Here is a 14,917-nt window from a genome sequence, read left to right as displayed (position 1 = left end):
CTTATAAAGTAATGTTTAGGTTAATGCCGTAAGAGCGCACCGAGTTGGCCGTACCAGACTCGTACCAGCTGATGGACTGAGAACCGGTCGAGATCTCAGATGGGTCGATGCCCTCCGGAGCTTTCTGCCACAGTTGCGCCACGTTACGGGAGATCAGCGCCACGCCCACGCTCTGGAACGGCAGACGGCCCAGCATAGACTTATCCAGGGTATAGCCCAGGCGCAGTTCGCGGAGTTTGATGTAGGAGGCGTCGTACACCCACTCCTCGTACACACGACGGCCCACCACAGTGTTGTAGTATGACTGGGCGCTCACGTAGTTGGAGGCTGGCTGACCACTCACATCCACACCATTTACCTTCGTGCCTGGTGCGTAGATACCTTCTACTTTCACACCACCGCCTGCTTCCAGTGGATCGCGCACGTTGGCGCCGCGGTCGTTGGTAGCCACCGTGAGGGGGTCCTGCCCGGTACGCACGGCCAGCATTTTAGAACGGCTGAAGAACTGGCCGCCAATTTGATAATCGATCATGGCTGAGAGGTCGAATTTCCAGATCTTGAAAATGTTCTGCCAGCCTCCGGTCACGTCAGGCAGCACGCTACCAAAGTTGTGCGTCGCATCTGTGTACAGCGGCATGCCGTTGGCTCCTATTAGCTTTTGGCCGGTGGCAGGGTCGCGCTGGTACGCTGTTCCTATCAGACTACCGAAGGACTCGCCTTTGTAGGAGTTGAGGTAGGAAGTAACAGAAGAGTAGGTAGTAGAGTAGTGCGGATACACATCTGTCTCATCGTTAAGGTCTACCACTTCACTTCTGTTGCGACCTAGGTTGAAAATGGAGTTCCAGGTGAAGAGTTCAGACTGCACAGGGGTAGCAGTCAGCGCCAATTCTATACCTTTGTTCTGAATTAGACCAGCATTGATAATTGTAGTGCTATACCCGCTGGCGCCGGAAACTGACAGAGGTAGTATTTGGTTCTTGTTCTTTTGCAGATAATAGGTGAAATCTATACCTACGCGACCCTGCAGGAAGCGCATGTCTATACCTGCTTCATAGGAGTGTGCAAAAGATGGCATGATATTCGGGTTTTGCAGGTTGTCCGGCACAAACAGCGTGTTCACCGCCGGAGGGCCGGCGTATATCGTACCCGCGCCAAAGTAAGGCGTGGTCTGGTAAGCGCTCAGGTCAGAACCAGCCTGTGCGTAGCTTGCGCGAATCTTACCGAAAGAAAGTGGGTTCCAGTCGATCAGCTCGCTGAACACCATGCTACCCGATACCGATGGATACCAGTAGGAGTTGTTGTCCGGCGGTAGGGTAGAGGAGATGTCGTTACGCAGGGAGGCGTCGATAAAGTAGGTGTCTTTATACCCCACAGAGGCCATGCCGTAAAAGCTGCGGACCTGCTTGCGGCGTAGTGTCTGGCTGGTAGTAGGACGGTCAATGGAACCTTTGATATTGTAAAAGCCCGGGTTGGCAAGACCGCCTTCTGAGGCCATGTAAAGGGCCGTGTAGCGGGTGTCGTAAAGGTTGCTGCCGGCATTCACATTAAGCGAGAAGTCTCCGAACTGCTTTGTGTACTGCGCCAGAAACTCGTAGTTGGTGTCGCGGCCCTGGTACTTACCGGTCGTGAAAGCCGGCACTCTTCTGCCTCCGAAAGCCTGGCGTGTTTCGATGTTCTGGGTATAGCTGTCATTACGCACATGGCCACTCACTTTCAGCGAAGGCAGGATCTGGTAGGTCAGGCTCACATCGCCAAAGATACGCTCGCGGTTGTCGTTGCTGATGTTCTCGTAAGCCTCGAAGTAAGGGTTGTTCCAGTACAGTGAGTTGAAATTGGTGATCTCACCCGTCGTAGTGCTCGGTCTGCGCAGGTTCCAGTTCAGGAAAGTGCCATCGTCGTATTTGTAATTCTTCATACGCTTCATGTCCACGTTGCGCTGGAACCACTGCACCATGTAGCGGGCTCCGTATTCCGAGCCCTGTGAAGGACGCTGCGCATCGTTGCGGGCATAGGTGATGTTGGTGGATGCCGTCAGCTTTTTGGACAGGTCCAGGCTGCCGCTCAGGCCCACGTTGTTACGGTTGAGGAAAGTGTTCGGCTCCACACCCTCCACGCGGGTATCGTTGGCGCTCAGGCGGAAGGTGCTGTTCTCGTTGCCACCTGTGATAGTAACGCCATTGTTCAGGTTATAACCTGTCTCGTAGTAGTCCTGGATATTGTTTGGATGCGGTACGAAAGGCGTTAGCTGGCCGTACTCCGGGTCCTGTGGGTAGAAACTGAAAATCTGGCGAACGGGTGTGCCGTCCATTTTCGGGCCCCAGCTTTCGTCCACGGACACGTCCACGTATTTGTCGCCGTTGGGCAGGGTGCGCCAGGTCTGGCTGGAACCGCCACCGTACATGTTCTGCAATGGCATGAAGTTCACGGCCTTTTCAACAGAGAAAGCGGAGTTAATCTGTACGCCTACCTTTTTCGGTCCTTTCTGGCCTTTCTTGGTCGTGATCATGATCACGCCGTACTGGCCGCGAATACCATAAAGAGCAGAGGCCGCCGGTCCTTTCAGCACGTTGATCGACTCGACATCTTCCGGGTTGATGTCCTGGGCCAGGTTACCATAGTCCGCCTGGTCTACGCCAGAGAAGTTGGAGTTGGAGATAGGTGTGCCGTCCACCACGATCAGGGGCTGGTCGCTGCCACTCAGGGAATTTACGCCTCTTATCTTGATTTTCTGAGTACCGCCCATGCTGGCGCCTGAAGATCCTGTTATCTGCACACCGGCTACTTTACCGGCAAGCGAGCCGAGCACGTTCTGCTCTTTGGTGAAAGTCAGGTTATCGCCCTGCACCTGCTGTGTGGCATAGCCCAGGGAGCGCTCGCTACGCTCGATTCCCAGTGCCGTCACCACCACTTCATCGAGCTGGCGGGCGTCGGTCTGTAAGCTCACATTAATGGTACTTTGGTTACCAACTGCTACCTCCTGGGTGGTATAGCCCAGAAAGCGGAAGACCAGCGTGGCGTTGGCCTCGGGCACGCGAAGTTGGTAATTGCCCTGTGCATCGGTAGCGATGCCAATTGTGGTGCCTTTAACGGCGACACTTACCCCGGGCAGGCTGTTGCCCGTCGAGGCTTCTGTCACTCTACCGCTCACCGCCCTGTCCTGGGCAAAGGCGCTGGCGGACCAGAGCACCATAAGCGGCAAAATGATGGAAAGTAGTTTTTTTCCCATAATTCGATAATTTGTTTTAAAAATGGTAAGGTTAGATTCGTTGAATATAGTGTATATTTAATTAATAAGAAAGAGATATTCGTTATAACATAGTGCGTTTTTGTGCAAGCATAAAAAAACACCCCGCATCAGGCCGTAGCCGATGCGGGGTGTTTTTAGCTGTTAAACGCTGAATTAGCCTATAGCGAGTCGATCCACTTCTTCAGATCACCTTTGGCCTTGCCGGTTTTTTGCTGGAGCTTGCCCAGCCATTCGTCCTGCTGACCCTCCTGATAAGTCAGGTCATCTTCGGTCAGGTCAGCGTAAGATTTCTTGATCTTACCTTTCAATTCATTCCAGTTTCCTCTGGTTCTATATTCTGCTTCGTTCATCGTATTCTTAGCTTAAAATTAAACAAATCTTATACCTTGATATACGGCTGAAACGAGGCAGTCGTTCAAAAAGCGGCTAGATCCACTTTTTGAGCAGACCGATGAGGTCGCTTTGCTCAAATGGCTTGCAGAGGTAATCGTTCATGCCGGAAGCCAGACTATTCTCGATGTCGCTGCTGTAGGCGCTGGCTGAAAACGCAATGATCGGGATGCCGTAGTTCTCCTGCCGCAGGGTGCGCGCTGCCTCCAAACCGCTGATGCCGGGCATCTGCACATCCATGAAAATCAGGTCAAACTGCTGCGCACGCACCAAGTCAAGGGCTTCCTGTCCGCTAAAGGCTGAAGTTACCTGCGCACCAAAGTTCTCGAGCACCGTTTCGAGCAGCATCACGTTGATCTCGTTGTCATCCACCACCAGCAGGTGCTTGCCTTCGGGCACTGCGTAATGGCTGTCATCCACTGCCTCCTGCTGCGGTGCTTGCTGGGTCTGCATGCGCTTCAGCCGAATGGTGAACCAGAACAGAGAGCCTTTCTGCTGCCCGGGCAGTGGACTGATGACCTGCAGGTCGCCCTGCAGTAGCCTGGCCAGCTTCTTGCTGATGGCCAGCCCAAGTCCTGAGCCGCCGTATTTGCGTGAAGTGGACTGATCGGATTGCGTAAAGGATTCAAACACCATCTGCTGCTTCTCGGCAGGTATACCTATACCTGTGTCGCTGACGGAGCAGTAAAGCAGCAACTCGCCATCAGCCAACTGATCGGCTTTGAACAGCACCTCAATACTGCCCTCTTCTGTAAACTTGATGGCATTGCTCACCAGATTGACTACCACCTGGCTGATGCGGGTGGGGTCACCGATTGCCCATTGCGGCACAGAGGCATCAAACGAGCAGGAAAACGTAAGTCCTTTGCCTTCGGCCAGGTGCCGGTAGGGGCTCAAACTGGCTTCCAGGCTTTCACGCAACTCAAACGGAATCGCCTCCAGGTATATCTTGTTCTGCTCCACCCGGTGCAGGTCCAGTATGTCGTTGAGCAGTTTGGTGAGCGTGGTACCCGACGATTTGATCAGGTTGATGTATTGTTTCTGGGTGTCGTTCAGCCCGGTGCCTTGCAGCAGGTCCGTGAATCCCATGATGCCGTTGAGCGGCGTCCGGATCTCGTGGCTCATGCTGGATAGGAAATTGCTTTTGGCTTCGTTCGCCTCTTCGGCTTTGCGTTTGGCCTTGCGCAGCGCTTTTTCGTTTTGCTTCAGCTCGGTGATGTCTTTGGCAACGATCAGCACACCGTCCACTTCTTTGTGGCTGTTGCGGAGATGTGAGAACGAGCAGGAAACGGGGATTTCCTGGTTTTGTTTCGTCCTGAAGAGCAGTTCCTTGTTCAGGCACTTGCTATGAGAGCGGCATTGCTCCATCAGCGAGACCAGCGTGGGTACATGGGTTTTGGGGAGTAGCACAGACAGGTGTTTGCCCTGCAGCTCATGCTCCTTATAGCCGAGCGCCTCCTCCAATGATTCGTTGACTGATCTGATCGTAAAGTCAGTATTCAAAATAAGGAGCATGTCCACTACGCCACGGTAAATGCTTTGCATAAAGTCCCGGGATACGGTAGAGCTCTTGAGCTCCTGCCCCAGCATGTTTATACCTGCAATGACGGCATCCATTTCGTCGCCTGTTTCGGAAGTGTCGATCTGGTAGTCGAAATTTCCGTTGGCAACTTCGGTGATCAGTGTCATGATCTCCTCTATTCTCTCTTTAAGTACTTTCACTTGTTCCAGTTTTGAACCGCCTGCGGCGGTGCGGTGCTATTCTTTTTCGACGGCAAAGGTGGCCCCCATCATTTCCAGTACAAAGTTATCTTTACTCTGGTAATAACCGACTTTAGGGTAAGGTGTTGCGCCGACTTTCTTTTTTTCGAGGGTGGCAGATATCCCCATGTTCACCTGCGTGCATTGTAAGGCATTGGCGCGCTTTATCACCTGGTAAAGCGTCTGCCTGTACACGCCGTAGGTCATCAGGTATTCGTAGTCCATCCCGATCAACATAAAACTGTACACATTTGCGGCATTCTTATGGCAGAATGCTACCGCTACCGGCTTGCGGTTGATCGAGTACTCTTCTTTAATATAGAGTACGATAAACTCCCAGGACTCGCTCTCATTGAGCAGCTGAAACATCTTCTCCGGGAACAGAAAGTTGTTGATGGCAAAGTTGTTGGCCTTCACGGTGCGGAACAAGGCCATGGCGTGCTGCAGCTCCTCGCTGCCCAGCTGGTTCTTAATGACCACATCGTAAAAGTGCTCGTTGCGCTTGATTTTCTGGACAAAGTTCTCGCGCCCTTTCTTGGAAAGCGTTTTTCTGAAGCTCTCCTCGTCTGTCCAGTTCAGGTTCTCCACCACGCATGACTCCGGCAAGTTCATTTTCACGAAGTCCTGCTCCACCATAAACTCATCCAGTTCTGGGTCCTTGTCGTCGAGGTCGCGCAGCAGGATGCTGCTGGCCTGGTGGGCTTCCTGCTCTTTGCTTAACGCTGTGAGCAATGCCTTTAGCGCCATTTTCCAGTAAGGGCTGCTGCGGTCCAGGTATAGGTGGTTGCCCTCGGTAAACAAACTACCCAGCACGATGCCGGTTGTGGTGAGGTAGTAGGGGTTGGCCTCCCGCTCACGCTCCAGCGCTTTGGATATAGACGCCTGCGAGAACATGTCTTCTTTCAGCAGGGAAATGGTCGCAAAAGTCATCAGCACGACTTTCCCTTGCTGGTCCTGTACGGTATAGTAGCGGAATGTCCAGTTATTTTCATTCTCTGGGTTGTTGCTGAAGGAATTTTCCAGGAAACGCATGCCCTCCCAGTCAAACATGCCCCGGTGACCGAGGTGTTCGTTCCAGAGCGCTGCCTCGATCTGGGTGATAGAGGTATAGGACTGCAGGCTGATACCGGTTGAAAGAGCGGTTGGTGCTGCCGGCGGCGCAACAGGTTGTGCCATCGCCGGCATTTTGAAAGCTTTCCGGATGCTTTCCTGGGTCTGGTTTGTGAGAGCCAGGGCCAGGTGAAAATGCAGCTGCAGCTTGCGCACCAGCTCTTCTATGTCTTCATCAGCATTCGTGAGCGAGATCGTGATGCGCACCCCGATGTTCTTGGCAGGCACCGCCGGGAAAGTAGCCAGGTTCACGTATACGCCGTCCTGCAGCAAAGCCTGCACCAGGTGGTTGCCCATCTCCATGGTGCCCGTACCGATATAGAAGATCGGGCTCTCGCATTCGTGCACCAGGGGCAGGTCGGTTTGCCTGAGCAGGGAGTTGAAGTGAGCGATCTTGCGTTGCAACTCTTTTTGGTAGGTATAGATCTCGTCGCTCAGGTGAATTTTGGCGGAGGCAATGGCCGCTCCCAGCGTGGCGGGCTCTATTTGCACCGAGAAGGTGAGGGGGCCACCGAAGTTGTTGACTCTGTTATACCACTCCTCATTCGGGAAAAGCGACAGACCACCGCAGGCCCCAAAGGCCTTGCCTAAGTTGGCGGTCAGGATCATTTTACGGTACAGGCCTTCCGGCATTTGGCTCATGGCGTAGCCCGTGCCGTTTTTGCCTGCCCAGCTTGCGCCATGCGCATCGTCCACGTACAGGTATAGCTGTTCGTACTTTTCAGCCAGCGCTATTAGTTCCTTGATCGGGGCAAAGTCGCCGTACATGGAGTACACGCTGTCGGCCATGTACCAGATGCGATCAAATTTGCCGCGCTGCTTTTTAATGCGGTCTTCGAGCATTTCGAGGTTGTTGTGGCGCACCATCTCCACAGTCACCCCCTGGCTCAGCAGTTTCTTAACCGCCTCCTGCACGCTGGCATGCACCTGGTGGTCCAGTATAACCAGGTCCGCCTGGCGGATGATGCTAGGTATAACGGTGAGGTGCGAAAGTGTACAATTTTTAGAGATAACAACCGGAGCATCATACATTTGCCTGATCAGCGCCTCCAGTTCGCTGTACAAGGGATTGGAGATGTAGGTGCGCGACATCGGGAACTGCGTGCCGTAACGCTCGATTGCCTCAATGGCCCCGCGCTTCACCTTTGGGTGGTGTTCCAGCCCCAGATAGCCACAGGTGCCGAAGTGTAGCACCCGTTTCCCGTGCAGGGTTAAGTGTTGACCACTAAGTGTTTGGTCCTCAGCGTGCAGGTGGATGATTCCCTTTTTTTTAGAAACAGAAAGTACGGAGTCAACCGTATCAATGATGTTATTATGTCGTATCTTTGCCATGTGTTTTGCTATGTCCGCATTGTCGGTATGGCCTAACAAGCAAACGATAGATCCAATTCAAATCTGAATGACAAATTTCGAAAAAGAATACGAAAAGAGTCCAATTAAAACAGATTGCCTCGAACTTTATTTGAAGGGGGGAATCTTGTACTGTATTTATAATGAGGTAAAAGAGCTCAATCTTGAAAAAGCCCGTGTATGTGTGCAGGACCGCCTGAAGTACATCGGCGAGCAGGTATACCCCAGCTTGTTCGACATCACGCGTGTGAAGCATTCCACGAAAGAGGCCCGCGATTACCTGGCCGACGAAGGCAATGCAGGTGTCTCAGCCAGTGCTATTTTAGTGAGCTCACCGATGGTAAAGATGGCGGCCAATATTTACATCCATGTGAACAGGCCTAAGAACCCCACGTTGATGTTCACGAACCAGGCGGAGGCGGTTGCTTGGCTGGAGCAATTCAAAAGATAGACAGACGAAGTTGCGATTCATGTGGAATTGCCATTGCTAAGAAAACAAAAAGCCCTCCTATCAGGAGGGCTTTTTGCTGGTTAAGGGTTATGGGTTAAAATTTTAGTTCATGCCGTTGCCGTCGCCTTGCTTGGCGTCGTCGTTGCGGATGCTCTTCTTGCGCTTAGGCGCGCGCTGCTGGTCCATCTTGCCAAAACGGTAGTCGAAGCTCACACGCACACCGCGGTTGAAGTTGTTGATGCGGATCTCCTGGGTATAGGCTCTTGGGTTGGTCGGCGATTCCTCTACACGCACATCGTTGCGCATGCGCATGCTCTCTCTGAAAGGGTTGTCCAGGCCCAGGCTGATGCCGCCCTTTTTGTCGAACAGCTCCTTCTTGATGGCAATGGTATGGTACGAGAAGGCAGCGAACTCTCCCAGCAGCTGGATGCGGCGGGAGTTGAAGCCACCGTTAAACTGCGCCGTGATGCCCTTTCCAAAGGTATAAGATGAGTTGGCGTTGATGTTGTACATCCAACCACTGTTGCTGGCATACTTTCCGTTCAAGTCTACAAAATAGAAGTTAGAGCTACCGCCGATCGTCCAGTTGTTGGTCGGTTTGGTATTTCCGAACAAGCTCACACCATAAGTTTTGTTTTTGGCGATGTTGTCGAACGAAAGGGTGGTTACATCCACAGGCAGACCGCTCGCATCTGTTTCCCGATCGATTGTCGCTACCGTCTCGATGGCGTTGTCAGTATGGCGCACGTAGCCGGTCACGTTGATCGAAGTGGTCTTGAAGAAGGTACTGTAGCCCAGTTCAAATAGATCAGTTAGTTCTGCATCGAGTCTCGGGTTACCCTGCACACGGGTGTTGGAGGTCTGCTCCTGCACGTACGGGTTCAGGTAGAACAGCGACGGACGCTGGATACGCTGTGTGAAGTTGGCACGGAAGGTATGCTTCTGTTTCAGGTTGTACGACAAGGCTACGCTAGGTATAAAGTTGTCATAGTCCAGGCTGTAGTCATTGTCACCCTGCAGGTCGGCCTGGATGTCTGTGAACTCATAGCGACCACCCATTTTCACGTTCAATTTCTTTTTCAGCATGAAGCCGTACGTCATGTAAGTAGAGTATACATCCTGCTCATAAAAGAAAGCGTCGATGCGACGGGTTTCGTCCCCTGAGTTGAGGATGTCACGGTAAAGAGCATCACTTTCCACATCGCGGAAGATGGATTTGGCACCCAGTTCCAGTATAGTTTTATTGGCAAACGGATGGGTATAATCCGCCTGGAAAGTCAATTCTTTGTTAGCGCCTTCATTCAGGTTGCGCTTCAGCAGATAAGGATCGTTGCCCTCGTTCAGATAGTCCTGGCGGATGTCGTTGTCGGTGTTGGTTACCGAGTAAAGCGACAGCAGCGCAAGTTCCTGTCCCTGTTTGCTGAACGTGCGGGTGTAGTCGAGGTTATAATCGGTGCCGATGCGCTGGTTGCGGTTGCGGATCTCGTTGCGGAAGTCCTGGATCAGGTTGTCGCCTTCGCGGCTGGTCACTTCCTGGTCGTTTTCCATCCGGAAAGTACCGCCGTTGCTGCGGATGCTGCCCGATATGTTGTTCTTCGGCGTGAGGTCATAGTCAAAACCTACCAGTGCATTCATGAACTTGCCATTGATGCGGGTTTTGCCAAACTGGTTGCTGGTCGTGTTGCCGGCAAAGATGGTGTTGCTCATGTTGCCATGGTTGTAGAACATGTTGCCACCGAAGGTGCCGTTGATGCCCAGTTTACCGCGACGGATGTTGAGGCTGGCGTTGGCGTTGCTGCCGCGTGTGCCTGCTGTGGCTGCCACCGAACCGGTCACGCCCTGCAGACCACCGTCTTTTTTGGTGATGATGTTGATGATACCGGCTGTACCTTCTGCATCATACTTGGCAGACGGGCTGGTGATCACTTCCACCGACTTGATCTGGTCGGCTGGAATCTGCTTGAGGGCATCGGCCACGCTGCCCGCCATGATAGCAGACGGCTTGTTGTTGATTAGTACGCGCACATTGGAGCTGCCACGCAACTGCACGTTGCCGTCGTTGTCCAGCGCCAGCGAAGGTACTTTCTGCAACACATCGGCTGCGTTGCCACCGGAGTTGGTAATGTCCTTCTCAGCGTTATACACTGTGCGGTCGATTTTCTCTTCTACAAGTGGTTTCTCACCTGTGATCACTACCTCGCCTAGCTTTTTGGCATCTGAGGCAATGGCCACAGCACCTACGTTTACGCTGGCATTGTCAGACGTTACCGTCACGTCCTCTACCAGCTTTTGCTGATAACCCAGGAAGCTCACCTGTAGTCTGTATTTGCCAACGCCCACTCTGCTGATCGTGAAGCGACCCTTGTCATCGGCCATCGCGCCGTCGATCGGTTTGCCGGTCGCCAGGCTGATCAGGGCAACCGTAGCGAACTCCACTGGTTTTTTGGTGTCTGCGTCCTGCACGATACCCACGATGGTGGCGTTGCCACGCGGTGCGGCCATACCTGCGGCAGCTTGTTGCGGGGCAGCCTGCGGTGCCTGCGCGAGAGCCGGCACGGTGCTCAGGCCCAACAGGGCGAGCAGCAGGCTCTTTTTCATAGTTTTTTCTAGTTGGCGTAAATGTGTTTTATTCATGTCTCCAGTCTTCTGTAATAATTGCTTCAGTAAAGGAAAAGCTAGTTTTTGAGTCCTGAAAACAGAATATACCAAGGCGCCGCATTTCTATATGAATAGCCTTATATAGCCTATCAGGCATTCGTCGGGAAATAGGGGAGGTTGGTGGAGGGAAAGGGGAGTGTAGGTATAGCGACAGCTGCGGCAGTTATAGGAAGTAGCTTTCTTTTGTACATTGTGGCCGTAATGAAGGGCTCGAGCGTCCAGCTCGTGACGGTTATAGAGGGGCCTCTGGTATAGGTATAGCATACCGCAAGTTTAGCGTCAGCGCAACTTGTGGTTATAGTTGAGGCCAGTTTGCAACTGGCGTAGCTTCAGCCTTTCTATACCTTAAGCTTTTTGCTTTGTAGCTTCGCCTGTGCGGCGGGCACTCACTTTTTGTCTTGACACAAAAAGTAAGCAAAAAGGTCAAGACTCCCCAAATCGAGGGCCCCTACCCCCACTCGCTGAACGCTCAAACAGTGGGTAGTCATTTGGTGCACCTGGCTAAGGTGATCTGTTGCATAGCTTCCGTGGCAAGTTACTCTTGCTATACCTGCCAGGGGTGTGTGGCACTCGCAGCAGGCCTTATACCTGTAAAGTAGTAGTGGCAGAAGCTCCCCGCCTGGGGGTAGGGGCCCTCTTAAAGGATAAGGAGGGGTTGGACCCGGTATTGCAAAACAGAAACTACAAAGCTTATACCTGCAAGCAGGCAGCGGCAGAAAGTCCCCTCTTGGGAGGGGTAGGGGTGGGTATAATCCGTGGGAGTAATAAAGACTGCCGCTGAGAAGCTATACCTAAAAACCGGTATGCCGAACAGTCCCCATTTAAAGGGGGCAGGGGGATGACAATCGTGTATGAAAACCGGAGCTATAGTGTCTATACCTGTTGAATGGCAACTACAGGTTTCCCGCCCTGGACTGCTGAGAACGAGAGTTCGAAAGTAGCGAGCGTAGCTCTGTGGGGTTAGGGGTGGTTGAACCGGGCATAGCAAGAGCACAGCCGAAACTACAGCAATTATACCTCGTAGTACTGCAACTGCACAATTCCCCTCTCAAAAGGGCATATGTATATTATACCAATTCCCTGACCCGCCTACAACCAAAATTCTTCCAGGATGGCAAACATAAAGCCGGAGGTTGCAGAAATAGCCCCCAGCTAGGGGCTAAGGTAGACTTTATTATACCTGAGATTGTGCATTCTCCAATATCCGCCTTATTTTTGCGTCATAATTATTCCTGCCCAGGCAAGTTTTTATAAAGAAGAGGTGAGAGAACAGGCTCTGTGATCCTCTGGCAACCATCTACACAGAAAGGTGCCAATTCCTGCCCAAGAAAAAGGGGAATATAAAATTTTTACATACATGTCCATTCACAACGAGACCAACGCGATTCGGCTGCAGGCCGACAGATCGCACCACCGGGAGCATTCGGTGCCGCTATACCTTACCTCCAGCTTTGTATTTGAAAGCGCCGAACAAGCCCGTGCCGTATTTGCCGAAGAGGAGGAGGGAAATGTGTACTCCCGCTATTCGAACCCCAACGTAGACGAGCTGCTGGCGAAAATGTGCCACCTCGAAAAAGCAGAGGACGGCTTTGCTTTCGCTTCCGGCATGGGGGCCATCTTCTCCAGCCTGGCGGCCCTGCTACAGGCGGGCGACCATGTGCTGGCCGGACGTGCGGTGTTTGGCTCCACCCACCAACTGCTGTCCAGGGTGCTTCCCAAGTGGGGCATCTCATATTCCTATGCCGATGTGGCTGACTCGGACGGATGGGAACGGCTTATTACGCCCGCCACCAAAGTGATTCTGGTCGAAACACCTTCCAACCCCGGGCTGGAACTGATTGACCTGGAGTGGCTGGGCGAACTAAAGCGCAGGCACAACCTGGTGCTGATCGTAGACAACTGCTTTGCCACCCCGATCCTGCAAAACCCAGTGGACTACGGTGCCGACATTGTGGTGCACTCTGCCACCAAGTACATCGACGGGCAGGGACGGGTGCTGGGAGGTATAGCCGTGGGGCGCAAAGACCTGATCGCGGACATACGCTTCTTCGCCCGCCATACGGGGCCGGCCATGTCGGCCTTCAATGCCTGGGTACTGTCCAAGAGCTTGGAAACGCTGCAGCTGCGGGTGGAAAAACACTGCCACAATGCCCTGCAACTGGCCGAGGCACTGGAGTTGAATCCTGCACTGGAGCAGGTGCGCTACCCTTTCCTGAAATCTTTTCCGCAGTACGAACTGGCCAAGAAGCAAATGCGGCAGGGTGGCGGCATCGTAACCATTGCCGTGAAAGGCGGATACGAGGCTGCAAAGCGCTTCCTGGATAATCTGCGCATGGTGAGCATCAGCGCCAACCTCGGCGATACCCGCACCATTGTAACGCACCCGGCCTCCACCACCCATTCCAAACTGACCGAAGCCGAGCGGCAGGCGACCGGTATCACGCCCGGGCTGGTGCGCATATCGGTTGGGCTGGAAAACGTGGAAGATGTGATAGCGGATGTGCAGCAGGCACTGGCGAAGGTATAGCGTCTGGCAAATTCCTTAAAACAGAACGGGCCTTTCCTACTCATATAAGGAAAGGCCCGTTCTGTTTTGAAAGTATGATCTACACCAGCTCAAACGAGTGCTTGATCGTGGCCGTCTTATACAGGATCGCCGCTACAGAGCAGTACTTCTCCAGCGAAAGCTCAATCGCGCGGCGCACTTTGTCCTCGTCCAGCTGACCACCCAGTATAAAGTGAATGTGGATGGTGCTGAAAAGGTTGAACTCCTGCACCTTCTGGCGCTCGGCCTTTATGTTGATATCGAAGCTTTCGATCGGCTGGCGCTGCTTTTTGAGGATGCTGATAATGTCGATGGCGCTGCAGCCACCCAGGCCCATGAGCATGAGCTCCATCGGGCGGGCACCCTGGTTGTGGCCCCCAATCTCGGGGTTAGCATCTATATTAATAGCTACGTTGGCGGCGCCTCTGGCTTCAAAATGATAGTCCTGGTCTACGCGGGTGAGGTTAATCTCCATGTTGGTCTTTTCGTTTTCTGATGTCCGAAGGTATACATTTATACCTTTTACACCAAGTCAGGCTGCCATGCGCGTCACATACTTCACCAGCGAGCGCTTGGCGATGGGTAGCAGGGCGCTGTCAATCGGGCAGGGTACTTTGGCGACCACTACAAAGGTGGCGGGGTTGGGCAGCTCCTGGTTTTCTCTCACCAGCTGCACCTTCAGGTTTTCGTGTGTCTGGGCCAGTCCGCGGCGCACGGTGCGGAGCAGTTGCGTGTTAATGCCGCGGTACTTCTCGTAGGTGTTCTCAAAAACGGTGATTCGGTAGACGTATACCTGCGTTTCCTTGCCCGGGAAAGCGTCCAGGAAAAGGTAGCCCTCGTTGAAGTACATCGGCGTGATGCCCACGGGATTGATCTCGAGGTGGCGCTCAATGAAATCGTACAGTTCCTTGCCCTCGCTCACGGCCTCCGTGAAAAGCGGTGCGGCATACTGAATCACCTCCTCGATCTGGGCCATGGTCTCATCATCTTCCACGATCTTTTCATACACCAGCTCCAGCTTCTCGAAGTCGGCACGGGTAATTTGCTGCGGAAAGGATTCGTACACCAGTTTCTTATGCTCCTGCACCTGTTTGAGGTGGCGGTAGTGCATGATCAGGTCCGAAAAAACAGGGTAGAGGCGCTGCTGCCCGAACTCGGCACGAACAGCTTGCAGGTAGGCCAACAAACGATATTTCTTAAACTCAAAGTCAAGCAATCCTTCTGTCAGCCAGTTGATAGGTAAGTTTTGCATAACGCTCAGCATTGGGTGAATATGCATAAAAACGAGCCACACTGCAGCTATGTTGCCCCTGGTAGCGTGTTTGCTCAGGTAAACTTTAATGCTTTGCCTCCGTTTAAATTCAGCATTGGGATGCCGCTTAAAAGGCTTCCCACATCCAGAAAA

Annotated in this window: 9 protein-coding genes and 1 riboswitch; of the genes, 2 read left to right on the top strand and 7 right to left on the bottom strand. The window is 52.9% G+C overall.

What is annotated here, in order from left to right:
• Position 1: 1 nt before the first annotated feature.
• From Q4E40_RS02500 to Q4E40_RS02485, 4 genes are all read right to left on the bottom strand, one after another.
• On the bottom strand, positions 2-3,226 hold the full coding sequence (locus Q4E40_RS02500; protein ID WP_303409825.1) for a SusC/RagA family TonB-linked outer membrane protein: 3,225 nt from the start codon (positions 3,224-3,226) through the stop codon (positions 2-4).
• Positions 3,227-3,405: 179 nt separating this feature from the next.
• Complete coding sequence (locus Q4E40_RS02495; RefSeq protein ID WP_188500188.1) at positions 3,406-3,597, bottom strand: CsbD family protein; 192 nt, start codon at positions 3,595-3,597, stop codon at positions 3,406-3,408.
• 76 nt (positions 3,598-3,673) lie between these two features.
• On the bottom strand, positions 3,674-5,359 hold the full coding sequence (locus Q4E40_RS02490) for a PAS domain-containing hybrid sensor histidine kinase/response regulator (RefSeq protein WP_303409824.1): 1,686 nt from the start codon (positions 5,357-5,359) through the stop codon (positions 3,674-3,676).
• Between the two features lie 36 nt (positions 5,360-5,395).
• Positions 5,396-7,840: a bifunctional aminotransferase class I/II-fold pyridoxal phosphate-dependent enzyme/GNAT family N-acetyltransferase gene (locus Q4E40_RS02485; RefSeq protein ID WP_303409823.1), complete on the bottom strand. Its 2,445-nt coding sequence runs from the start codon at positions 7,838-7,840 to the stop codon at positions 5,396-5,398.
• A gap of 67 nt (positions 7,841-7,907) precedes the next feature.
• Between Q4E40_RS02485 and Q4E40_RS02480 the strand changes: the two genes are divergently transcribed.
• Positions 7,908-8,309, top strand: coding sequence for a DUF7793 family protein (locus tag Q4E40_RS02480; protein WP_484573331.1), 402 nt, complete (start codon positions 7,908-7,910; stop codon positions 8,307-8,309).
• 102 nt (positions 8,310-8,411) lie between these two features.
• Here the strand turns inward: Q4E40_RS02480 and Q4E40_RS02475 are convergent, their stop codons facing one another.
• The gene (locus tag Q4E40_RS02475; protein WP_303409821.1) at positions 8,412-10,907 is read right to left on the bottom strand and encodes a TonB-dependent receptor domain-containing protein; all 2,496 of its coding nucleotides are present in this window, start codon (positions 10,905-10,907) and stop codon (positions 8,412-8,414) included.
• Positions 10,908-12,212: 1,305 nt separating this feature from the next.
• Positions 12,213-12,314, top strand: a riboswitch (SAM riboswitch).
• A gap of 10 nt (positions 12,315-12,324) precedes the next feature.
• Here Q4E40_RS02475 and Q4E40_RS02470 point away from each other — a divergent pair.
• Positions 12,325-13,494, top strand: a complete 1,170-nt coding sequence (locus tag Q4E40_RS02470; protein ID WP_303409820.1) for a trans-sulfuration enzyme family protein — start codon at positions 12,325-12,327, stop codon at positions 13,492-13,494.
• Positions 13,495-13,573: 79 nt separating this feature from the next.
• Here the strand turns inward: Q4E40_RS02470 and Q4E40_RS02465 are convergent, their stop codons facing one another.
• Both Q4E40_RS02465 and Q4E40_RS02460 read right to left on the bottom strand, forming a co-directional pair.
• Positions 13,574-13,987, bottom strand: coding sequence for an OsmC family protein (locus Q4E40_RS02465; RefSeq protein WP_303409819.1), 414 nt, complete (start codon positions 13,985-13,987; stop codon positions 13,574-13,576).
• Positions 13,988-14,044: 57 nt separating this feature from the next.
• Entirely contained in the window at positions 14,045-14,764 is a 720-nt protein-coding gene (locus Q4E40_RS02460) for a hypothetical protein (protein ID WP_303409818.1), read from the bottom strand.
• Positions 14,765-14,917 lie beyond the last annotated feature (153 nt).

Origin of the sequence: Pontibacter coccineus, assembly GCF_030546575.1 — a bacterium.
In the GTDB taxonomy this organism is placed as follows: Bacteria; Bacteroidota; Bacteroidia; order Cytophagales; family Hymenobacteraceae; genus Pontibacter; species Pontibacter coccineus.
This window is presented reverse-complemented; position numbering and strand designations above follow the sequence as displayed.